General features: G+C 47.9%; 17 protein-coding genes. 15 read left to right on the forward strand and 2 right to left on the reverse strand.

Annotated features, from left to right (window positions below; genetic code table 11):
• Window positions 1–344: 344 nt before the first annotated feature.
• The 12 genes from pduL (at window position 345) to OKX56_RS12485 (ending at window position 13806) form a co-directional block, all read left to right on the forward strand.
• Window positions 345–926, forward strand: coding sequence for a phosphate propanoyltransferase (gene pduL / locus OKX56_RS12430; RefSeq protein ID WP_019226897.1), 582 nt, complete (start codon window positions 345–347; stop codon window positions 924–926).
• Between the two features lie 26 nt (window positions 927–952).
• A complete protein-coding gene (gene lspA / locus OKX56_RS12435) occupies window positions 953–1423 on the forward strand; it encodes a signal peptidase II (protein ID WP_019226896.1) in 471 nt (156 codons plus the stop codon).
• Window positions 1404–2369: an RluA family pseudouridine synthase gene (locus OKX56_RS12440; protein ID WP_019226895.1), complete on the forward strand. Its 966-nt coding sequence runs from the start codon at window positions 1404–1406 to the stop codon at window positions 2367–2369. Before lspA ends, OKX56_RS12440 begins: the two co-directional genes overlap by 20 nt.
• A gap of 161 nt (window positions 2370–2530) precedes the next feature.
• Window positions 2531–3076, forward strand: coding sequence for a bifunctional pyr operon transcriptional regulator/uracil phosphoribosyltransferase PyrR (gene pyrR, locus OKX56_RS12445; RefSeq protein WP_019226894.1), 546 nt, complete (start codon window positions 2531–2533; stop codon window positions 3074–3076).
• Window positions 3077–3206: 130 nt separating this feature from the next.
• A complete protein-coding gene (locus tag OKX56_RS12450; protein WP_019226893.1) occupies window positions 3207–4142 on the forward strand; it encodes an aspartate carbamoyltransferase catalytic subunit in 936 nt (311 codons plus the stop codon).
• Window positions 4129–5466, forward strand: coding sequence for a dihydroorotase (locus OKX56_RS12455; protein ID WP_019226892.1), 1338 nt, complete (start codon window positions 4129–4131; stop codon window positions 5464–5466). The genes OKX56_RS12450 and OKX56_RS12455 overlap by 14 nt, the downstream gene beginning before the upstream one ends.
• The gene (locus tag OKX56_RS12460; protein WP_019226891.1) at window positions 5466–6560 is read left to right on the forward strand and encodes a carbamoyl phosphate synthase small subunit; all 1095 of its coding nucleotides are present in this window, start codon (window positions 5466–5468) and stop codon (window positions 6558–6560) included. Before OKX56_RS12455 ends, OKX56_RS12460 begins: the two co-directional genes overlap by 1 nt.
• Complete coding sequence (gene carB, locus OKX56_RS12465) at window positions 6561–9737, forward strand: carbamoyl-phosphate synthase large subunit (RefSeq protein ID WP_019226890.1); 3177 nt, start codon at window positions 6561–6563, stop codon at window positions 9735–9737.
• A 314-nt stretch (window positions 9738–10051) separates the two neighbouring features.
• The gene (locus OKX56_RS12470) at window positions 10052–10879 is read left to right on the forward strand and encodes a dihydroorotate dehydrogenase electron transfer subunit (RefSeq protein WP_019226790.1); all 828 of its coding nucleotides are present in this window, start codon (window positions 10052–10054) and stop codon (window positions 10877–10879) included.
• On the forward strand, window positions 10866–11792 hold the full coding sequence (locus OKX56_RS12475) for a dihydroorotate dehydrogenase (protein WP_019226789.1): 927 nt from the start codon (window positions 10866–10868) through the stop codon (window positions 11790–11792). Before OKX56_RS12470 ends, OKX56_RS12475 begins: the two co-directional genes overlap by 14 nt.
• A 5-nt stretch (window positions 11793–11797) precedes the next feature.
• A complete protein-coding gene (gene pyrF / locus OKX56_RS12480) occupies window positions 11798–12490 on the forward strand; it encodes an orotidine-5'-phosphate decarboxylase (protein WP_019226788.1) in 693 nt (230 codons plus the stop codon).
• Window positions 12491–12651: 161 nt separating this feature from the next.
• The gene (locus tag OKX56_RS12485) at window positions 12652–13806 is read left to right on the forward strand and encodes a GGDEF domain-containing protein (RefSeq protein ID WP_019226787.1); all 1155 of its coding nucleotides are present in this window, start codon (window positions 12652–12654) and stop codon (window positions 13804–13806) included.
• On the opposite strand, the gene OKX56_RS12490 is transcribed toward OKX56_RS12485, so the two are convergent.
• Window positions 13796–15289, reverse strand: coding sequence for a sensor domain-containing diguanylate cyclase (locus OKX56_RS12490; protein ID WP_019226786.1), 1494 nt, complete (start codon window positions 15287–15289; stop codon window positions 13796–13798). The two genes, OKX56_RS12485 and OKX56_RS12490, sit on opposite strands and share 11 nt — an antisense overlap.
• A gap of 446 nt (window positions 15290–15735) precedes the next feature.
• Between OKX56_RS12490 and pyrE the strand changes: the two genes are divergently transcribed.
• A complete protein-coding gene (pyrE, locus tag OKX56_RS12495; RefSeq protein WP_167539428.1) occupies window positions 15736–16341 on the forward strand; it encodes an orotate phosphoribosyltransferase in 606 nt (201 codons plus the stop codon).
• 234 nt (window positions 16342–16575) lie between these two features.
• On the opposite strand, the gene OKX56_RS12500 is transcribed toward pyrE, so the two are convergent.
• Window positions 16576–18396, reverse strand: a complete 1821-nt coding sequence (locus tag OKX56_RS12500) for an Rqc2 family fibronectin-binding protein (RefSeq protein ID WP_025206022.1) — start codon at window positions 18394–18396, stop codon at window positions 16576–16578.
• Between the two features lie 207 nt (window positions 18397–18603).
• Here OKX56_RS12500 and OKX56_RS12505 point away from each other — a divergent pair, with 207 nt between their 5' ends.
• Together OKX56_RS12505 and dapF are read left to right on the forward strand one after the other, a co-directional pair.
• Entirely contained in the window at window positions 18604–21360 is a 2757-nt protein-coding gene (locus OKX56_RS12505; protein WP_019226783.1) for a calcium-transporting P-type ATPase, PMR1-type, read from the forward strand.
• 335 nt (window positions 21361–21695) lie between these two features.
• Complete coding sequence (gene dapF, locus OKX56_RS12510) at window positions 21696–22532, forward strand: diaminopimelate epimerase (protein WP_019226782.1); 837 nt, start codon at window positions 21696–21698, stop codon at window positions 22530–22532.
• The last annotated feature ends 48 nt before the right edge of the window (window positions 22533–22580 follow it).

A 22580-nucleotide genomic window follows, 5' to 3' on the forward strand; every position in this document is an offset into this window, starting at 1 on the left:
CGCCTTTTTTCGAGAATTACTCGGAAAAGGCAGCTGAAATCGGCGGCGATAGGGCCGCTAACTTGGGATTATCCCACTTTATTATTTATTGGGATGATAAAAAACGTTATTAATCAGTGGTTCCCTAGTATTCCCATTACCAGATCTGCCGGAATCGGAGTCTTTGAAGACAAAGAAGTTTTTTGAATCTTAAACGTACGATGCAGGATATCTGCAGCTATCTGGTTTATAATAGAAACATTAAAGTATTGCGGTCATTTATATCGGAAAGCTTCTTGACAAGCAATTGTTGCGATCATGGACCATGGAGCGATCATTCAAACAAACATTGAGGAGTGAACATCATGCGTACATTTTCTGTTCCGGTTGGAATATCCAATCGTCATCTTCATCTTTCGGAGGAACATATCAACCAGCTTTTTGGTGAAAACAGTACACTTACTAAAAAGAAAGACTTAAGTCAGCCCGGACAGTTTGCGGCTGAAGAGACTGTAACACTGATCGGTCCCAAAGGGAAACTTGAGGGAGTCCGTGTCCTGGGGCCTGCCCGTGATGAAACCCAGATTGAACTTGCTGTGACAGACGCGATTAAACTGGGATTAAACATTTCGGCAAGAGATTCCGGTAATACCGAAGGGACACCCGGTATTAATATTTCAGCCGGAGATAAAAAAGTAAGTCTGGAACGCGGAGTCATTGCTGCGATGCGTCATATCCATGCCAGTGAAGACGATGCGCTGCAGTATGGTATCAAGGATAAGGATATGGTAAAAGTGCTTTTTGAAGGACCTCGTGGCGGCATTCTTCATAACGTTCTGGTCAGAGTAAAATCAACTTATGCACTTGATCTGCACATCGATACCGATGAAGCGAATGCGCTGGGGCTTAAAAACGGAGACACCGGAACGGTGATCATTGAGGATTAATGATTCATTAGATGGAGGGTAACCTTTTGCCATTCTTATATACCTGGGTAACACTGATCGTTGTCTTAGTCTTAGACCGTCTCAGTAAATGGGTCGTTCAAAGCAATATGACGTTGGGAGAAAGCCGGGTCGTTATCCCGGGCTTTTTCCATCTGACATATATATTGAATCCCGGTGCGGCCTTTGGCATGCTGCAGGGCCAAAAGTGGGTGCTGGTCACTGTTTCTGTAATTGTTCTTGCCGCCCTGTTCTATTTTCAAAGAAAAGTGCCGCACGGACAAAGGCTTATGCGGGTAAGCATGGGTCTGATCGGGGGCGGAGCGCTCGGTAATCTCTGGGACCGATTGCTTACCGGAAAAGTGATTGATTTTCTAGATTTCAAGGTCTGGTCCTATATTTTTAATATCGCCGACAGCATGATTGTCATCGGCGGTATCTTGTTGATTATACTTTTGATGCGAATGAAAGAGGATACAAATGACGAATCATTATTTTGAAGATGAAACGCAGGATCATTTTATTGAGGAGCCGGACAGCGAGGAATGGCAGTTTGTTCAGGTAGCTCCCGGCCAGCGGCTGGATACGGCGCTGGCGGAATGCACCTCACTGAGCAGAAGCTATATACAAAACCTTATCCAGCAGGAACGCGTGCTTGTCAATAGCCAGCCTAAGAAGGCCAATTACCGGGTTCAGGAAGAAGACCGTATTGAGATCAGTATTCCTCCTGCGCAGAAGCTGGATGTTCTGCCTGAAGAATTACCGCTGGATATTGTGTATGAAGATGATGATCTTCTTGTGGTCAATAAACCTCAGGGCATGGTGGTGCATCCTGCTCCTGGTGCGTGGAGCGGAACGCTGGTCAACGCACTGCTGTATCACTGCCAAAACCTTTCCGGGATTAATGGTGTCATCCGCCCGGGAATTATTCACCGGATCGACAAAGATACTTCCGGGCTGTTGGTCGTTGCTAAAACGGATGACGCGCATCATCATCTTGCCCATCAGATTAAAGAGCACAGTGTTGGACGAAGCTACAGGGCTGTCGTTCACGGGCTGATGTCTGAACCGTCGGGAACTGTGGATGCACCCATTGGCAGAGATCCAAAGGATCGTAAGAAAATGGCGGTTGTTTTTAAGAATTCCCGCAATGCGGTGACGCACTATTATGTACTGGAACGATTTATGCAATTTACCGAGATCAAAGCGGTGTTGGATACAGGAAGGACCCACCAGATCAGAGTACATATGGCCTATTTGAAACATCCTGTGCTGGGAGACCCGCTTTACGGGCCAAAAAAAAATCCTTTTGGCATGACTGGGCAGGTTCTTCATGCCGAGACACTGAGTTTTATTCATCCGAGGACCGGAGAAAAGATGACATTTACGGCAGATCCACCCGAATCATTTCGGGACGTTCTGGAAAAGCTAAAGAATAGCGATTGACATTTGGTGCATAGTACACTAAACTAAATTATAATAAAATTGAATCAGTTGCCTTTAAAATTGTCCCGTGAGGCAGGTAAGGCAGATAAAATGTTGTACGTGAAGTATGGCTGTCTGCTCCTGCAGGCAGCTTTATTATTTTTGAAAGAAGGCGAACTCAAATGGAAGGTACGCCAAAAAACAGGATCATGGATGCGGACGGGATCCGCAGAGCGATTAGCAGGATATCCCATGAAATCCTGGAGAAGAATCAGGGAACGAAAGATCTTGTCCTGATCGGGATAAGGACGAGGGGAGTCCCTTTAGCGGAACGCATTAAGGAAAGGATTGCAGAATTTGAGGGTGTATCGATTCCTCTCGGGCTGCTTGATATCACACTTTATAGAGACGACCTGAGTACGATTGATATTCAACCTGTGTTGCATGAGACCAAAGTGCCATTCAGCTTAGATGGGAAAATCGTTATTTTGGTCGATGACGTTTTATTTACCGGCCGTACAGTCAGAGCAGCGCTCGATGCGCTGCTGGATCTCGGAAGACCATCGAAAATCCAACTGGCCGTTTTGGTAGACCGGGGGCACCGGGAACTGCCGATCAGGGCCGATTATGTCGGCAAAAATGTTCCGACTTCCAGCAGGGAAATTGTTTCTGTGTGCCTGGAAGAAACGGATGGAAGTGAAGAAGTATTCCTACAGGAAAAAAAGTAACGAACATTTTGAGTCCAACCCTTTAAATGTTATCCTGAGAGATAGCCAAGGGAAAGCGAGAAAGTTGATTATTCAATTCCTCCTGCCCTTTGGCTGGAGGAATTTTTAATGATTGATGGGAGGCGTACGCATGAATTGGAAGCACAAGGACCTGCTTGATCTGGACATACTGACAGCGGAAGAAATCAAACATATCTTGAAGACTGCGGCTCCGATGAAAGAGATTCTGGCAAGACCCAATAAGAAATTACCGACACTCAGAGGAAAATCTGTGGTCATGCTTTTTTATGAGAACAGCACCCGGACCAGGACTTCCTTCGAGACTGCGGCCAAAATCCTTGGAGCAGATACGTCAAATATTGCAGTTGCCCAAAGCAGTGTAAGTAAGGGGGAAACCCTTCTGGATACAGCGAAGACCCTTCAGGCCATGAAAGTCGATTTGGTAGTCATCAGGCATGGCAGCTCAGGGGTGGCAGGGTTCCTCGCCGATGAGCTTTCAGCCGGCGTGATCAATGGTGGTGACGGCCAGCATGCCCATCCGACTCAGGCCTTGCTGGACTTTTTTACGATGCAGGAAAGACTGGGCGAACTTCAAGGCAAGAAAATTGTGATTGTCGGCGATGTGCTGCACTCTAGAGTTGTGCGGAGCAATGTCCTCGGACTGAAAAAACTTGGTGCGGAAGTCGTTTTGGTTGGCCCGCCGACGCTGCTGCCATCGGAAATGAATTACCTTGGTGTGAAGACCTCTTACGATTTGGATAAAGAACTGCCCGGGGCCGATGCGGTGATGGCTCTCCGTCTTCAGTTGGAAAGGCAGCAAAGCGGCCTCTTTCCGTCAATCCGGGAATACAGCAGGTTATACGGTCTTAGCCTGGAAAGGTTAAAACAAACCGGCAAAGATACTATTATCATGCACCCCGGTCCGATGAACAGAGGTGTCGAGATTACGAGTGATTTGGCTGACAGTGTGCAGTCTGTGATTGAAGAGCAGGTCACCAACGGTGTTGCCGTTCGGATGGCTTTGATTTACTTGTTGATAGGAGGGACAGGCAGTGTTGTGGATTAAGAATGCGTATGTGATTGACCCGGCCCAAAGATTGTCCGGGATCAATGATGTCTTGGTTAAAGATGGCGTTATTGTGAAATCAGCCGGGAGCCTGCAGCCTGCAGACGTTCTGGAAGCGCTGGAAGCCCAGAGGCTTGACGATGTGCTACAGGTTGAGGGGGAAGGAAAATATTTGTTCCCCGGTCTAATTGATGTGCACGTGCATCTCCGCGAACCCGGTCAAGAGGAGAAGGAAGATATCCGTAGCGGTTCCAGAGCTGCGATAAAAGGAGGATTTACCTCGATACTCGCCATGGCCAATACAACGCCGATTGTTGACAACCGTGCGCTAACGGAATTTGTGCGGCTGCAGGGAGAACGCGCCGCTATGGCCAGAGTCTATCCGATCGCGGCGGTAACGAAAGGTTTTCTTGGCAAAGAGCTGGTCGAGATGATGGATATCCTCGACGGCGGAGCAGTGGCGTTTTCCGATGACGGTAAAGGAATCCAGAACGCTGAGATGATGCGTCTGGCACTGGAATATGCCAAACTAACTGGCTGCCCGATCATCAGTCATTGTGAAGATGACAGCCTGGCCGGACACGGTGTGATGCGCAAAGGTGAAATGAGTGCGAGACTCGGCTTAAGAGGAATCCCAGCAAGCGCCGAGAGCGTAATGGTGGCCAGGGATGTGCTGCTGGCAGCTGAAACAGGGGGGAAACTCCATATTGCGCATGTATCGACCAAAGAAAGTGTGCAGATTATCAGAGAAGCAAAAAAAATGGGTGTGGATGTAACGGCCGAAGTGAATCCGCACCATCTGATCTTTATGGATAAGGATGTTAGCCTGACCGATGCCTCTTATAAAGTCAATCCACCGCTTCCTTCTGCAGAAGACCAGATTGCGCTGTTGGAAGGCTTGCTGGACGGGACGATCGATATGCTGGCGACAGACCACGCCCCGCATACCTGGGAAGAGAAGACCCGGCCTTTCGCCGAAGCACCGTTTGGGATCAACGCGCTGGAAACAGTCCTAGCCGCAGTCTGGCAGAACCTGGTGTTAAAAGGGAAAATAACCCCAGATCAGGTCATCGCTTTATGGTCGGTGAACCCGGCTCGCCGTTTCGGCCTGCCGGGCGGAACGCTTCGACCCGGGAGTCAGGCCGACTTGGTTCTGTTTGACCCGGAATACCGGGAAATGATTTCTGCGGAGACAATGGAGACAAAGTCGCAGAATACCCCTTTCCTGGGACAGGAGATGCAGGGATTTCCAGTAATGACCATTGTCGGCGGAAAAATACGAATGGCTGGAAGAAAGCTTTTAGACAATAAGGAGGAAGCATAATGGCCTGGCTGGTTTTAAGTGACGGAAAAGCTTTCGAAGGAGAAAAATTTGGCCCCTGGATTGGTGGAGACCACGTGATCAAAGGGGAAGTCGTATTCAATACTTCAATGTGCGGATATCAGGAGATGATCACCGATTTGTCCTATGCCGGACAAATCCTGACATTTACTCACCCGCAGATCGGGAACTACGGCTGGCATAATGAAGAGAGCGAAGCGGACAAGGTACTGCTTAAGGGTATCATCGTGCGGGAGCTCTCGGCTGGCGAAGGCAGCCTGCATGCCGATGGAAGCCTGGAGGATTTCTGTATGAAACAGAATATCCCTGGCTTAAAAGGCGTTGATACCCGGGCATTAACCCGCTATATCCGGAACAACGGGACGATGCCCGGCATAATGGTCGAGGAATTGGAACAGGCCGCAGCGTTCTGGCAGAAAAGCACGCCGCAGGATTTTGACCCTGAAAAACATTGGGTGTACCAGGCGACATCCGACGAAGAATATGTCATTCCCGGTAACGGTCCGGAGTTGGCCGTACTTGATCTTGGCGCCAAAAAGAATATTTTGCGCTGCCTGCAAAAAAGAGGTTACCGGCTGCATGTTTTCCCTGCAGGGACTCCCTCTCAGAAAATAATGGAGTTGAGGCCCCAGGGACTTGTGCTGAGCAATGGACCTGGAGATCCAGCCCGTTTGCCGGAGATCGCTGAGAATATGGGGAAACTGATTGCAGAATTACCGATTATGGGAATTTGTATGGGTCATCAGATTATGGCAATGGCCGCGGGCGCTTCAACCTACAAGCTGCCGTTTGGGCATCGCGGAGGGAACCATCCTGTTCAGAACAAAGAAACGGGCAAAGTAACCATGACTTCTCAGAACCATGGTTATGCTGTCAGTGAAGAATCGCTTCGAGGAACTGGGTTTAACATCATGTATGCGAATTTGAATGATGGCACAGTTGAAGGCCTGAAGCACGAAAAATATCCGGTTTTAACTGTGCAATATCATCCTGAAGCTGCACCGGGCCCTGAGGAAAATGATGAAATATTTGACCGCTTTGCAGAGATACTGAACGCTAAATGGGGGGAAATGTAAATGCCAAAACAAAATTGGCAGAAGGTCATGGTGATTGGTTCAGGACCCATCGTGATTGGACAGGCGGCTGAATTTGACTATGCCGGAACGCAGGCCTGCCGGGCTTTAAGGGAAGAAGGCGTGGAAATTATTCTGGTCAATTCCAATCCGGCTACTATTATGACGGATAAGGAAATTGCCGATAAAGTATATATCGAGCCTCTGACACTGGAGTTTTTGGAGAGAATTATTGAGAAGGAAAGACCCGACGGACTCATTCCGACTATGGGCGGCCAAACCGGACTGAACCTGGCTTTTCAGCTGGCCAAAGCCGGTATTCTGGACCGCTGTGGCGTTACGCTTTTGGGAACGCCGCTGGAGAGCATCAGCAAGGCGGAGGACAGGGAGCTTTTCCGGAACTTGATGAACGAAATCGGGGAACCGATCCCGGCAAGCTCGATTGTTTCGGATGTACAGGAAGCGTTAAAATTTGCTGAAGAAATTGGCTATCCGGTGATTGTTCGGCCGGCATTCACGCTGGGCGGTACCGGCGGCGGGATCGCCAAAGATGCGGATGAATTGACAACGATTGCCGCCAGCGGAATCAAAGCCAGTATGATTGGGCAGATTCTGATCGAAAAAAGCGTAGCCGGCTGGAAAGAAATTGAGTATGAGGTGCTGCGGGACAGCTGCGGCAACAGTATTACGGTTTGCCATATGGAGAATATGGATCCTGTCGGCGTCCATACCGGTGACAGCATCGTCATGGCGCCTTGTCAGACGCTTACGGATAAGGAAGTTCAGACACTTCGGACTTCGGCCCTGAAAATCGTGGCGGCCCTCGGTATTGAGGGAGGTTGCAATGTTCAATATGCGCTGCATCCGGAAAGACTTGAATACTGTGTCATTGAGGTCAATCCGCGTTTGAGCCGTTCGAGCGCGCTGGCTTCCAAAGCGACCGGCTACCCGATTGCGAAAGTGGCTGCCAAAATAGCGATTGGCTATACGCTGGCCGAACTGCCGAATGCGGTAACCGGGAAGACTTCGGCCTGTTTTGAGCCTGCCCTCGACTATGTGGTCGTGAAGATCCCGCGCTGGCCCTTCGATAAATTTTCTGATGCCGACCGTAGGATTGGTACACAAATGAAGGCGACCGGAGAGGTTATGGGTTTGGGCCGCAATTTGGAGACGGCCCTCTTAAAGGCGGTGCGCTCCCTTGAAACGAAAGCCTACGGCATCCTGCTCGAAGAGATGGCGTACATCGACGATGAACTTCTTCGGAAAAGATGCAGCCTGCCGGAAGATAATCTGCTCTTCGTGATCGCGGAAGCTTTCCGCAGGGGATGGACTGTAGATGAAATTAATCAGTTAAATGCGTGGAATCCTTACTTTTTGAAGAAAATAGAAGGGATTGTCAGGACATCCACAGAAATAAAGCAGCAGGTCTGGGATTTAACAGCCTTAACAAAGGCCAAGCGGCTGGGCTATTCCGACCGCGAGATTGCCCGTCTTTGGCATGCAAATGAGCAGCAGGTCTATGATTTCAGGATCCAAAACAGCCTGAAGCCTGTTTTTAAAATGGTCGATACCTGCGCCGGGGAGTTTGAAGCGACGACCCCATACTTCTACTCGAGCTATGATGTCGAGGATGAGGTCCAGCCGACAGATCGACGGAAAGTTGTCGTTCTGGGATCGGGGCCGATCAGGATTGGTCAGGGCATCGAGTTTGACTATTGCTCGGTTCATGCTGTGAAGGCGCTGCGCAAGGCAGGTATTGAGAGTATCATTATCAACAATAATCCGGAGACAGTGTCTACTGACTTTGATACGGCCGATAGGCTTTACTTTGAACCGCTCACGATTGAGGATGTCACGGCAGTCCTCGAGAAAGAAAAACCTGAGGGTATCGTCGTCCAATTTGGCGGACAGACTGCGATTGGGTTATGCAAAGGACTGGCGGAACGCGGTTACCGGATTCTTGGTACGACGGTCGAAGACACGGACAGAGCAGAAGAGAGAGGAATCTTTGATGAAGTTCTGCAGCAGCTGGGCGCTCGCCGGCCCCGCGGCGGATGCGTTTCCAACATGGAAGAAGCTGAAAAGCTTGCAGAGGATATCGGTTATCCGCTGATTGTACGTCCTTCCTATGTGCTTGGAGGAAGGGCTATGCAAATTGTTTATGAGCCTCAGGAACTCCAGGGCGTATTTGCAAGGGCTTTGGCGGATTTTCCGGGACAAAGCATCTGGATCGACCAGTATCTTCTCGGCAAAGAGGTCGAAGTCGATGCGATTTCCGACGGGGAAACCGTCTGCATTCCCGGAATCATGGAACATCTGGAACGGGCCGGCATTCATTCCGGCGATTCGATTGCGGTCTATCCGCCGCAAACGGTTGCAGACAACATCAAAGAAATCATCGAGGACTTAACCATTTCGCTGGCCCGGAGCCTGCGGATCAAAGGCTTATTGAATATCCAGTATGTCATCTATAAAGACCAGGTCTATGTTTTAGAAGTCAATCCCCGCTCCAGCCGTACGGTCCCTTTCTTAAGCAAGATTACCGGCGTGCCGATTGTGGAATTGGCCACCCGGGTTATTCTTGGAGAGAAGCTGGGGAGCATGGGTATTAAATCTGGTTTGTGGCCAGTTGGAGAGAAGGTTGCGGTAAAAGCACCGGTATTCTCTTTCTCAAAGCTGCTGCTCGTTGAACCTTCTCTCGGTCCTGAAATGAAATCAACCGGAGAAGTCATGGGGATTGATTATGATTATGAAAAAGCGCTCCAGAAAGCATTGATGGCCGCCGGCATGCAGATATCGGTTTACGGCACGCTGCTTGCAACCCTAGCCGACCGCGATAAGGAAGACGGGATACGGCTGGTCAAACGTTTTGCCAAACTTGGCTTTAGAATCATCGCCACGGAAGGGACGGCTAAGGCGATTTGCCAGTCCGGTATTGAAGTTGACACGGTTGGTAAACTTCATTCCGGATCAGACGATATCATTGAGAAAATCCGCAAAGGACGTGTCCAGTGTGTCTTAAATACAACCACACACGGCAGAATCATTGCCAGCGACGGTTTTGCGATCCGAAGAAGTGCAGTTGAACACGGCGTACCGTGCTTTACCAGTATGGATACGGCCGAAGCCTGGCTGCATGTTCTGGAGGCCAACATACCGAGCATCGTACCACTCAGCTAGCATAATGTTCTTAAAATAAATAAGCAAATATATACAGCCCATAAGTATCTGGGGTTGGTCTGGGTGTCACAATTCCACTTTCGGCAGCTAGCGCCCTCCATGGCGCTAACAGCCGCGCTCCGCATCCATGCTCCGCTTGACGCTGGAACTTGTGACACCCAGACCTAATATGGGGTAATCAGGCTTGAATGAAATTATTTGAGCAACACTTTCACTAGCTGCAGGATTTATCAACGTAATGGATGGGCAGCGCGTCATCCATCGTGGTGAAAGGCCTTTGCAAATAAAATCGATCTACTAGGAGTGAGCATATCATGGACCTCAAGGAGAAAGTCGTCTTCAATGAAAGGATCGGACATCCCGTCCAGGGTTTGTACAAAGTTGTTTTGAGTGGAGAAGCTGCCAAAACAGCTCGGCCGGGCCAGTTTCTGCATATCCAGGTCACGGATACGAGTGACCCGCTTCTGCGCAGACCACTTAGCATTGCCGGGATCGACCCTGAACGTGGAGAAGTGACCATCTACTACAGAATCAAAGGGAAAGGAACCGAACTTCTTTCAAGGATACCGACAGACCAATATCTAAGTGTTCTGGGACCACTGGGGACAGGCTTTTCAATTCCGGAGAAAGGGGAGCTTCTGCTGATTGCAGGCGGAATAGGGATGTTTCCGCTGTTCTCTGTGATCCAGGCCGCACAGAAAGTTCCAGTAAAGATAAAAGTCCTCTGGGGAGGAGAAAACAAAGATTTTCTGGACAGTGCAGATTTAAATCTGCTGCTGCAAAAAGGTTTGGATGTTGAACTTTCAACACTGGACGGAAGCTGCGGAGAGGAAGGCTTAGTTACAGCACTGCTCGAAAAGTATTTAGCTGATAAAAACACGCAGCAATTACTGAGCAAGGGCCTTCTGCGGGCTGCAGCTTGTGGTCCGAACGGCATGCTGAAGGCTGTCGCGGGGATTTGCCGGAACAACGATGTTCCGCTCGAAGTTTCTTTAGAAGAGCGGATGGCCTGCGGGGTAGGTGCATGTTTGGGATGTGTCTGTACCGTTAGAGATGCAAATGGCGGACTGAAACGAAAACGCGTCTGCAAAGAAGGACCGGTAATGAATGGGCAGGAGGTGGTCTGGGATGCAGACATTTAATCTTGAGACTGATCTGGCAGGATTAAAGCTTAAAAATCCTGTCATCACTGCCTCCGGCACGTATGGCTTCGGTGAAGCCTATGCTCCGTTTTATGACCCCTCCGTTCTCGGCGGGATCACAGTCAAAGGGATTACACCGCTTCCGCGTCTTGGGAATCCTGTACCGAGGCTCGCGGAGACTCCATCAGGCCTACTGAATTCTGTAGGCTTGGAAAATCCCGGACTGGAGGCTTTCTTAAAAAACTATCTACCGGAGCTAGCCTTGCTGGACACAGCAGTGATTGTCAATATCTCGGGTTTTTCACTGGAAGATTATGCGCTGATGGCATCATCCTTCCAACGCGGCTGCGGGATTGCAGCCCTGGAAGTTAACATCTCTTGTCCGAACATCAAACACGGCGGGATGGCTTTCGGAACTGATCCCAAGAGTGCGGAAGAAGTCATCACTGCCGTTAGAAAGGAAACGGATCTGCCGTTGATTGCGAAGCTGTCTCCGAATGTGACCGATATTACAGCGATGGCTAAAGCTGTGGAAAGTGGCGGGGCGGATATCATTTCTTTGATTAATACGCTTCTGGGCATGCAGATTGATCTCAATGCCCAGAAACCGGTGTTGGCCAACACGATGGGGGGGTTATCCGGTCCCGCGGTCCGGCCGGTAGCCGTCAGAATGGTCTATCAGGTCTATCAGGCTGTAAAGCTGCCGGTCATCGGCATGGGAGGAATTTTGACTTGGCAGGATGCTATCGAGTTCATGCTGGCAGGTGCTTCGGCAGTGAGCATCGGAACAGCTAATTTTGGCAATCCGCTTGCGCCTGTTGAAATTCTGGAAGGAATTAAGGCCTATTGCAATCAAAGAGGCTATCAGTCGGTCAAGGAAATCGTCGGACTTGCCCATGGGCAGAAAGGATGAAAAAAATGGAAACTTCACATAGTTTAAATGAAAAGGTCATCGTGGCTTTGGATGTCAATACGAAAGAAAAAGCCCTGGACATTGCCCGGGAACTTGCCGGCTGCGGGTGCTGGCTGAAGGTTGGCCTTGAGCTTTATGCGCTTTCGGGGTTAAGCCTGATTCAGCAGTTCAAAGAGCTCGGATTTAAAATATTTCTCGATCTTAAGCTGCATGATATTCCGACTACCGTCGAAAAAACCCTAAGCGTGCTAACCGCCTCCGGCGTGGATATGATCAATGTTCACTGCAGCGGCGGATACGAAATGATGGCCAGAGCGGCCGAGGTCGGCCATAAGGCCGGCAAAACCATTATCGGCGTAACCGTCCTTACAAGTATGGGACAGGAAGACTTGACATCGATCGGGGTGCAGGGCAGTACGCAGGAGCAGGTACTGAAACTGGCAATGCTCGCCAGGAAAGCAAATTTGAACGGGGTCGTTTCTTCCGCGCAGGAAGCAAAAATTCTCCGGGAGGAATGCGGAGAAGATTTTCTTCTCGTAACACCGGGGATCCGGCCGGCCTGGAGCGAAAAAAATGACCAGGTGCGGGTTCTTACCCCGCGCATGGCCCTGGAAGCCGGAAGCTCTTATCTGGTAGTCGGCAGACCGATTACCTTGAATGAGAATCCCAGGGAAGCCATAGAGCACCTATGGGATTAAAATAGGAACAGTATTTGTATTGACAGGATTTGGCTATCGTTATATAGTTGTGACGTTAAAAGTTGACATATGTTGATATATTGTTTGAACCTATATTTTGCAGTATAAAAATGACAGCATGAACTTGACGGCATGAAAAAAATCATGAGGTTAGGCAATTCATGAGGTTTGAGCGTTTACGTAAATACTTTACGATTGTTCCAAAAGAAAATAAGGATGAATTTTCGCGTCAGCTTTGGAAAGAAAATTTCTTAAAGCTAATTGTTATTGCGGGATTCTTTAGCATTTGTGAAAGTTCACTGCTGATCTTTTTTCCGCGTGCGGTCGCAGACGTTAAAATTAGCATATTAATTTTTGTTTCGATTAGTTTGCTGATGCTTCCGCTTCTTATTCAAATATACCGGAAATACGACGTTTACAGAAAGGAAATCATCTATTGCACAGAAGTCGGGTATTTAATCATTTTACTGGTTTTTGGCTGCGCGCTTAGTATTTTGCCTCAAAATGAGCTTGTATCAATCAATCCATATATTATTGCAGTATTTGGTATAGCAGCTTTTATCTATTTACCTCCTTTGACAAGTTTGGTCTTGTATTCTTTCGTCTATCTTTTCTTTTTTCTGGTCATTCCCTACTATCAGCCGAATGATTATATTGTTGAGATTTTGCGTATCAATGCTTTCATTATGAACTTGTGTGCCTGGATTTTTTCCAGGATGGTATTCAGAATCAGATTATTTTCCTTGATTTATAAGAAAGAAGTTGAAGCCAAGAACACAATATTGGCCGACCTGTCCGTCCGCGATTCGATGACATCCCTATATAACCATGAAAATCTCTTTCTGAAACTCAAGGAAGAGATTGAACGTGCCAAACGGATTGATTATCCACTGTCTATCATTATGATGGATATCGATGATTTTAAAGACATCAACGACCGGTTCGGTCATCAATGCGGAGACGATGTCATCATCCGTGTTGCCGGGATATTGAATCAGGCATGCCGGAGTACCGATATTATCGGCAGATATGGCGGGGACGAATTCGTCATTATCCTACCTGATACTGCCTCGGATGAGGTTTTATTCCTGGCGGAACGGCTGAGATATAAGATAGCGCTAGCTGATTTTCGGGAAGGCATACATATAACCGTAAGTGGAGGAATCAGTGAGCTTAAAGAAGAATCGGCCGAGGAACTGATCAAAAAAGCTGACCTCCAGCTGTATAAAGCGAAAGCCAACGGTAGGAACCGGTTTGAAGCAGGATCTCTGGTAGACGATGTCCAGGGAAGCTTGTGGGCTAATTTCAGAGGATGATAACGCCATTGAACTCTACCCTGTTGCGTCCTTGTTCCTTGGCTCGGTAGAGAGCGTTATCCACCTTCTTGATCCAGGAATCTATGTTATCGGTATTGGCTAGTTCGGCGACCCCGATGCTTGTCGTGATTTCTCCGACTTCCTGGAACAGGTGTTCCGCAATCAGCTCCCTGAGCCTGTCGGCGTACTGCACGGCGTTTCCGGCCCGAAGGTGAGGCGCCAGGATCAGGAATTCCTCCCCTCCCCAACGTGCTAAAGAGTCAAAGCTTCGGATATTATCCCGCAGAAGGTTCACAAACTCAATTAAGGCCTGATCCCCAGCCTGATGTCCGTAATTGTCGTTGATCAATTTGAAGTGGTCAATATCCAGAAGCAGCAGGGAAAGCGGATACTTGTTACGTCTGGAACGTTCAATTTCAATTACCGAATTCTTCAGAAAGCATCTTCGGTTCCAAATATTTGTGAGCTGGTCGGTGAATGCTGATTTCTCCAATTCAGCATTCACTTTTTTTAAAGCTTCAGCTGTGCGTTTGTGCTCTTTCAGTTCTTTGCTCAGAGAGTGGATCAGCTTGAGATTTTGGATAACCGTGCTGAGCTGCCCGCAAACAGCCTGCAGCAATTCCTTATCTTTGGCTTTGAAAGGCTTATTATGCTTATTAATCAATCCAATGCCGCCGATCGTTTTTTGTTCAAATATGATCGGAAAAGCCATTTCATCAGTAAAGCCATAATCAAAAAATAACTGTTTAATGCTTTCATCAATTTTAGTTTTTTCCGTATACTTGGCGTATGCCACAAAGTCTGATGTAAGACTTTGACCGATAAAACCGACATACTGCGGCAGAATTTCTATTTTGCGGATAATCTCTTTGGGCAGTCCAAGCGTATAATATAACGCCGAGCTTTGCAGGTAGTCATCATAAAAGTAAAACACAAAAGCATCAAATTCAAACGTGCTTTTCATAATACCGGCAGCTTGTCGGATGAGTCTGTTAATGTTCTTTTCACTTGTCGTCGCCTGATAAATATTATATAAGACCTCAAGACGGTTGTACGTCTCTTTTAATTCTTCCTCTACCTGGACCCGGTCCGTGATGTCGCGGACAATGGATGTAGCGAGATATTTATTACCGACCAATTGTCTGACTGTGCTTAGTACTTCGACCGGGATGAGATGACCGTCCTTATGTTTGTGAAATGTCCGGAAAAGAGAAAGTCCTCCGTAATCAACATATTCAATAATGTTTTGGTCAATTCCGCCCGCAACAATAGGGGCAAAGTCCCTAATATTGAAGGTGAGCAGCTCTTCTCTGGTGTAGCCCAATGTCCGGCAGGCGGCTTCATTGACGAAAGAGAGGTTTCCTTCGTCATCGGCCCAGAACACGCTATCGGGTATTTTTTCAAGGCTCATGAAGGCATATAGAAGTTTTTCTTCTTTATCCTGCTCACTTTTGAAATAGACATCAAAATCCTGAAATAGCATTTAAACCACCTTGGTAAATGATCTATTATTTTCTAATCATAAATAATAGATTATTTTAGTTTTTAGATATTATCAAATAGTGATTACTAGTAAATAAAAGAAATGTAAAATAAAGTAAGAAATATTTCTGTAATCTATTATATAACAAAAAATAATAAATATAATAACTATTTTTGTAAATAATGCGGCAAACGTTTTAAGTATGAAAACATTGTTTGTAGCCATCGAAGATATCCTATTCTTCAAGAGCAGCTTGGTAGGCAGTACGGAAATGCTCCTTTCGCAAATGAACAGAACAAAATTTGAGATAGATTCCACACCAAAATAGTTCCTTTTTTCTGAATCAATGTGGTAGAATATTTTAAGTGCCATAATACATGTAAAATTCATTGTACTGGTATTTCACGGATAAATTCAGAAATCACATTTTGGAAGGTGGAATAAACGTGTCTGATCATTCAACGACTGAAAGATTAAATGAAAATGACATTCTCGATATTTTCAAGGAGACCGGAGCGCTGCTTCAAGGTCATTTTCTTCTTACTTCAGGGAAACACAGCGCGCGTTACATGCAGTGCGCTCAGGTACTTCAGTATCCGAGGAAAGCTGCAGTACTCGGAAAGGATCTGGCCGGAAAGTTTGGAGGAATGGAGATCGAAACCGTTATTGGTCCTGCGATGGGCGGGATTGTCGTCGCCCATGAGGTTGGCCGGAACTTAGGGGTAAAAGCGATCTTTACCGAAAGGCAGAATGGGGAAATGGCGCTCAGGAGAGGATTCAAGCTTGAACCTGGCGAAAAAGTCCTCGTGGTCGAAGATGTTATCACGACCGGCGGATCGGTTAAAGAAGTCATCAATATCGTCAAGGAAGCCGGTGCAGTTCCGGTCGGTGTAGGCGTGCTTGTGGACCGTAGTGGTGGCAAAGCTGATTTTGACGGACTTTTGCTGCACAGCTTGATCCAGATGAATATTGAAGCTTATGAGCCGGATGATTGCCCGCTTTGCAAGCAGGGTATCCCGTGGGAGAAACCTGGGAGCCGGGGAATAAAATAAACCTAAACAAGTAAAGAATTTGATATTTAGGTAGGACTCCGTAATACATAGTCGCTTTCGGCTTCTTGTGCTCTCCTTGGCACGTCGCTCCTTGCCATCCTTGGCATCGCGACATTAGGCCATCCGTGGCCGTCAAAAAGCCGCGCTCTGCATCGTACTTCGCAGACGCTGGCTATGTATTACGGAGTCTATTTTATGGTATTTGCGAAGTTTTCTCTAGCTATTGAACGCTGATTATCGAGTTATCTGTTGTTCGGTAGCTAGGAGCCGCTCGATAGCATCCTGCTCCGGTGTCAATAGAAGAGACCAGTTTTGCTCATAAACAACCATCCCGGGTTTGGCCCCCCGGGGTTTTTTGATTTGCCGGACGTGAGTATAGTCGACAGGGACATGGGAAGACCCCCTGGCCTGGCTGAAATAAATGGCCAGTGCCGCAGCATCGAGCAAGGTATTATCGTCCGGGAACTCCTCCTCTTCAGACAGAGGAACAATGACATGGGAACCCGGAATATTCTTGACGTGGAGCCATAGATCGCCCGGCTTCGCTTCCCGCCAGGTCATCCGGTCATTTTGCTTATTGTTGCGTCCGACCAAAATGGTTTTGCCGCTCTTAGACAGATAGACATGTGGCTGAGAGAAAGAATTCTGTTCTTTTCCAGCAGACGGTTTCTTTTTCGTCACATGCTTATCCTGTTTTTTGGAGATATACCCTTGATCAATCAGTTCCTGATAGATTTCATTAAGTTCGATATCGTTTTCAGCTTGATCAATGCTTAAAGTGAGCGTCTGAAGATAATTCATTTCTTCCTGGGCAGTTTCTTGCAATGGTTCAGTTTTCCTGATTGTTGCTTTGGCCTTATTGTAGGTCTTGTAGTAGCGCTGCGCATTATCAATGCCGGTCAGGTTTGGGTCAAGCCCAATGGTAACAGGTTTGTAATCGGGATCGGTATAGTCTTCTACGGTAACTTCCTCCATACCCGGTGAAAGCTGATAGAGATTGGCCGTCAAAAGTTCTCCTAGTTTTTGAGCTTTCAGCCCTTTTTGAGCCTTGGAGATTGTCTCGCGATAGATGCCGTCTTTCTTGCTGACGTGCGCAAAATGATCCTGGACAATCTTACGGAGCGAGCCTTTTTTGGCCTCATTCTTCTGACTGGTCATTCTTTGGGTGTAATACAAATCTACCGCGTCATTTAGGAACGACGTTTTCTGAAGTTTGAGACCTTCGTACTGCACATACGGAATAAAGGTAAAAGCAGCCGGCATGTTCTTGTCCCGTCCGGACTGATAATATACGCACGGATCAACGGCTGTATCCTGTTTGGCCAGCAGGAAAAAGGAATAAGCTTGGAAAAGACGGCTCAGGTCAATTTGTCCGCAGTTGTCAAGAAGCACATCTAGCTCAAGACAAGCCCTCAGAACAAGCTCTTTGGCCAGTTCAGGGCTGATACCGTCAAACAGATTCACCAGGACATCACAGACTTTCCGGTCAAGCGGGTACCCAAGGATGACTGACATCCATTTTTGTTCATCGCTGACAGCTTCGGCTTTATGCTGGGAAGGCGGTGAGATATACAATCTTCCGGGAAGCACTTCCCGGTGTCTGCTCAGGAGATGGGAATACCGTCTGATTCCGTCCAGAACAATGTTGGTCTGAGGATCGACTAAAATCAAATTGCTGTGCTTGCCCATGACTTCCAGGATAAGCTGATAATCTTGAAGATCGCCTCTTTCATTGTAATTCTGTACGGTCAGGGTAATGATGCGTTCCAGTCCGGACTGGCTGATCCCGATAATCTTGCCGCCTTCGAGATGTTTGCGTAGAATCATGCAGAACATCGGAGGTGAGACAGGATTTTTTTTATTTTGCTCAGTCAGATGCAGTCTGGCGGAAGTGCTGCCGGCATTTAACAGCAGACGCAAATTTTTTCCGGGACTCCGCAGTAAAAGATGGACCTCCTCTTTTTCAGGCTGCTGAATTTTATCAATACGCGTTCCAACCAGAACCGGCTCAAGCTCTTTCAATAGATGATAGAGTGTAATACTGTCAAGGGCCATATCGTTAACTCCTTCAAACTTAAATGTTTTCTCGGCAGGGCTAGTCAACCCATAGACGTCGAAAGCGGCTATATATTATGGATCCTTATCCTAGAATGAACAATGAAGAGGCAGAAAAATTCAATATCAGTATAACACAAATCCGGGAATTTTTTCTGGACAGGCCGAATAGCATGTACTAATGGAAATGAAAAGGAGGAGCAGGAAATGCAGCGGCAAGTATGGCATATATTAACCGGCGGAGAAATATGCAAAGGATTTAGAGTAGATCCTGAAAAGGGTCTTAGTGATAGGGAAGTCAGCCGGCGGCTGGCGGAATTTGGTCCGAATTCTCTGGTTGTAAAAAAAGGGGTTAACCCGGTTTTCTTATTTTTGGGTCAGTTTAAGGATTTCATGGTTCTGGTGCTGATGGTTGCTACGCTCATTTCAGGTCTGCTGGGGGAAATTGCGGACGCAGTAACCATTCTGGCTATTGTTTTTCTGAATGCAGTACTCGGCTTTATTCAGGAATACAAGGCGGAAAGGTCCATGGAATCGCTGCGTTCCCTGACGGCACCGGAGGCGATGGTTCTGCGTAATAGTAGGACGGAAAAGGTACATGCATCCGGCTTGGCTCCGGGGGACATTCTCATGCTGGAAGCAGGTGACCGGATACCTGCCGATATCCGATGGCTGAACACTTCAAACATCCGTGTGGAAGAATCAGCGCTGACCGGAGAATCCCAACCGGTCGCTAAAATGAACCAGCCTTTGACTGACGAATACAGTTCGGTTGCCGACCGGAAAAACATGGGATATATGGGAACCGTGGTTGTGAACGGGAGGGGACTTGGGATCGTTATAGCCACAGGCATGAATACCGAGATGGGTATGATTGCCGGAATGATTCAGGAGGTGAAGGAGGAAGAGACGCCTCTGCAAAAAAGGCTGGCTCAGCTTGGGAAATGGCTGGTCACGATCAGTCTTGCCGTCTGTGTTGTTGTCGTGGTGACAGGAGTTTTACAAGGAGAAAGCTTCGAAAAAATGTTTTTTGCCGGAGTATCTCTGGCAGTCGCCGCGATTCCTGAAGGTCTCCCGGCAATTGTTACGGTTGCGCTGGCAATCGGTGTGCAGCGGATGGTCAAACGCAATGCAGTGATCCGAAAGCTTCCGGCTGTGGAAACCCTGGGCTGCGCGACTGTAATCTGCTCAGATAAGACCGGAACGCTGACCCAAAATGAAATGACGGTTCGGCGGATTTTTTGTGATAACCAAGTCATTACGCTGACGGGTCAGGGGTATGACCCCAAAGGCGATTATCATGGCGCTGACCCGTATAAGGATAAAGGCCCTCTGAAAGAACTGCTAAGGTGTGCAGCCCTGTGCAATAATGCTGTATTAACCAAGAAAGGAATTCAGGTGGCAGGACTTTTCAGAGGCAAAGGTCAGGACAGCATCTGGGGAATCGAAGGTGATCCGACGGAAGGCGCCCTTCTGGTTGCAGCCGCCAAAGCGGGAGTCTGGCGGGAGGCTTTGGAACGGAAGGAACAAAGGGTTGCGGAAATCCCTTTTGAATCGGAACGGAAAAGGATGACGGTTATTTATAAGAATAAGGAGGAATATAAAGCCTACGTCAAAGGAGCGCCGGATGTTGTTCTGGGACTATGCTCGCGGGAGATGACGAAGGATGGCGTGGTGGAACTGACCTCCGAAAGAAGAAAGCAAATTCTGTTTTACAATGACGAGATGGCATCGCATGCACTCAGGGTTCTGGCGCTTGGGCTGAAAGATGTCCGGCGCGGCGAACCAAACGGTGATGTGGAAAATGATCTAATATTCCTGGGTTTGACCGGGATGATTGATCCACCACGTACGAGTGCGGTGAAAGCGATAAAAGTATGCCAGGCTGCCGGGATAAAGCCAGTCATGATTACCGGGGACCATAAGCTGACGGCGCAGGCTGTCGCGAAAGAACTCGGAATCATTCGCGGATTTAATGAACGGGTCGTTACCGGAATAGAACTTGATCAAATGACAGATGAAGATCTAAGCCACATGGTCATGAATATTTCGGTGTTTGCCCGGGTCGCACCAAGGGATAAACTTAGAATCGTCAGGGCTTTAAAAAAGAACGGCCAAATTGTGGCGATGACCGGAGACGGCGTCAATGATGCCCCCGCTGTGAAAGAAGCGGATATTGGAGTCGCCATGGGGCAGACCGGAACCGATGTCACCAAAGAGGCGTCGGCCATGGTAATCTCTGATGACAATTTTGCGGCGATTGTCGCAGCGGTCGAAGAAGGAAGAGGAATTTATGACAATATCCGAAAGTTTATCCGGTATCTTCTTTCCTGCAATCTCGGAGAAGTGCTGACCATGTTTCTGGGAACACTTACAGGGCTACCGCTGCCTTTGCTGCCGATACAGATTCTGTGGGTCAATCTGGTTACGGACGGTTTGCCGGCGATGGCTTTGGGGGTGGACGGAACAGAGCCGGATATCATGAAGAGGGTTCCGCGTCAGCCGGAGGAAAGTGTATTTGCGCGGGGATTAGGGCAAAAGATTCTAATCAGGGGAACGATTATTGGTTTAGCGACACTCTTTGTATTTGTCATCGGTTTATGGTACGGCGTCGGTCTTTTAGCGGCACGGACCATGGCGTTTACCACGCTTGTTTTTTCTCAGCTTTTTCATGTCTTTGATTGCAAGTCGGAACGCCGCGGAATCTTTGAGGTTGGTATATTTTCCAATCCATTGCTGGTCGTGGCAGTAGCAATCTCTGTTACCATGCAGCTATCGGTAATCTATCTTCCGGCTTTGCAGGTAATTTTCAAGACCACAGCGCTGGTCGGCTGGCAATGGCTTGTCATTCTGGTGGCTGCCGGCGGACCCAGCTTAATCATTGGCCTGACACGACTTATTCGGAACAGGTATCAGCCAGCTAAATCCAGCCCAAATTTTAGCTTTAAGAAAAGCGTTCACTAACTCTAAAATATGTCTCCGTAATGGATGGACAGCGCTAAGCGGAGCATGGATTGCGCAGTGCGGGATTTTGTGTCAGGGATGACACAATGACCGAAAGCGGCCATCCATTATGGAGACTGACCCGAACATAGCTGCGTATTATTGCAGCTTACGGGACCTACGAATTAATCTACCATAATGAAAACATACATTATGTATACTTCAGACAAAAATATTGACCCTTTGCTGTTCTCATAGTATTCTTAAAGAAACTTGGCTGGCGCGGCCCACGGGTTTTTGCGATTTGGTCATTTTTCGAACAGACTCTGTAAAAGGCAGCGAGAGGAGAACCCTTTATGGATTTTGTGAAAATGCATGGTCTGGGAAACGATTTTATCTGCCTGGATCATTTTCTTTTTCCGACGGGTATGGATTATGCCGAAACCGCTGTCCAGCTTTGCCACAGACAATTCGGCGTCGGCGGTGACGGTCTTATTGTGATTCTGTCTTCCGATGTAGCCGATGCAAGGATGAGGATATTTAATTCAGACGGTTCTGAACCGGAGATGTGCGGCAATGGCATACGCTGTTTTGCCAAATATGTTTATGAAGCCGGTTACGTTCAGAGAGATTCGCTTAAGATAGAAACGTTGGCTGGAGTTCTGAATGTCAAACTGGAGATCTGCCGGGGAGCTGTACACCATGTTACGGTTAACATGGGCGAGCCGTGTCTTGATCCCATTAAGATACCTGTTTTGGCCGGAACGGACACTGCACTTAACCAAAAACTTGAGGTTGCCGGGCAAGAAGTTATTTTTTCGGCGGTATCGATGGGAAATCCGCATTGTATTATTTTTACCGAGGATTTGGAATTGCTTCCATTTGAAACGCTGGGTCCTGCGATCGAGAAACACCCGCTGTTTCCGAGAAAAACAAATGTGGAGTTTGTCAAGGTAGACAATTCAGGTGAAATAACCGTTAAGGTGTGGGAACGCGGAGTCGGCCCAACGCTGGCCTGCGGAACGGGAGCCTGCGCATCTGTGGTTGCAGCAGTACTGGCTGGTAGAACCGGTAGAACTGTGATTGTTCATTTGCCCGGGGGGGACCTGAAGATTGAATGGCAGGAAGGTCAGCAAGTCCATATGACGGGTCCAGCAGTCTGTGTTTTTCGCGGAAGTACGCTTGAATCATAAGACATCATCATACTTGAATGACTACTATAGTAAAGACTACATCAGGGA

Source organism: Dehalobacter sp. (genome assembly GCF_030063005.1).
In the GTDB taxonomy this organism is placed as follows: domain Bacteria; phylum Bacillota; class Desulfitobacteriia; order Desulfitobacteriales; family Syntrophobotulaceae; genus Dehalobacter; species Dehalobacter restrictus.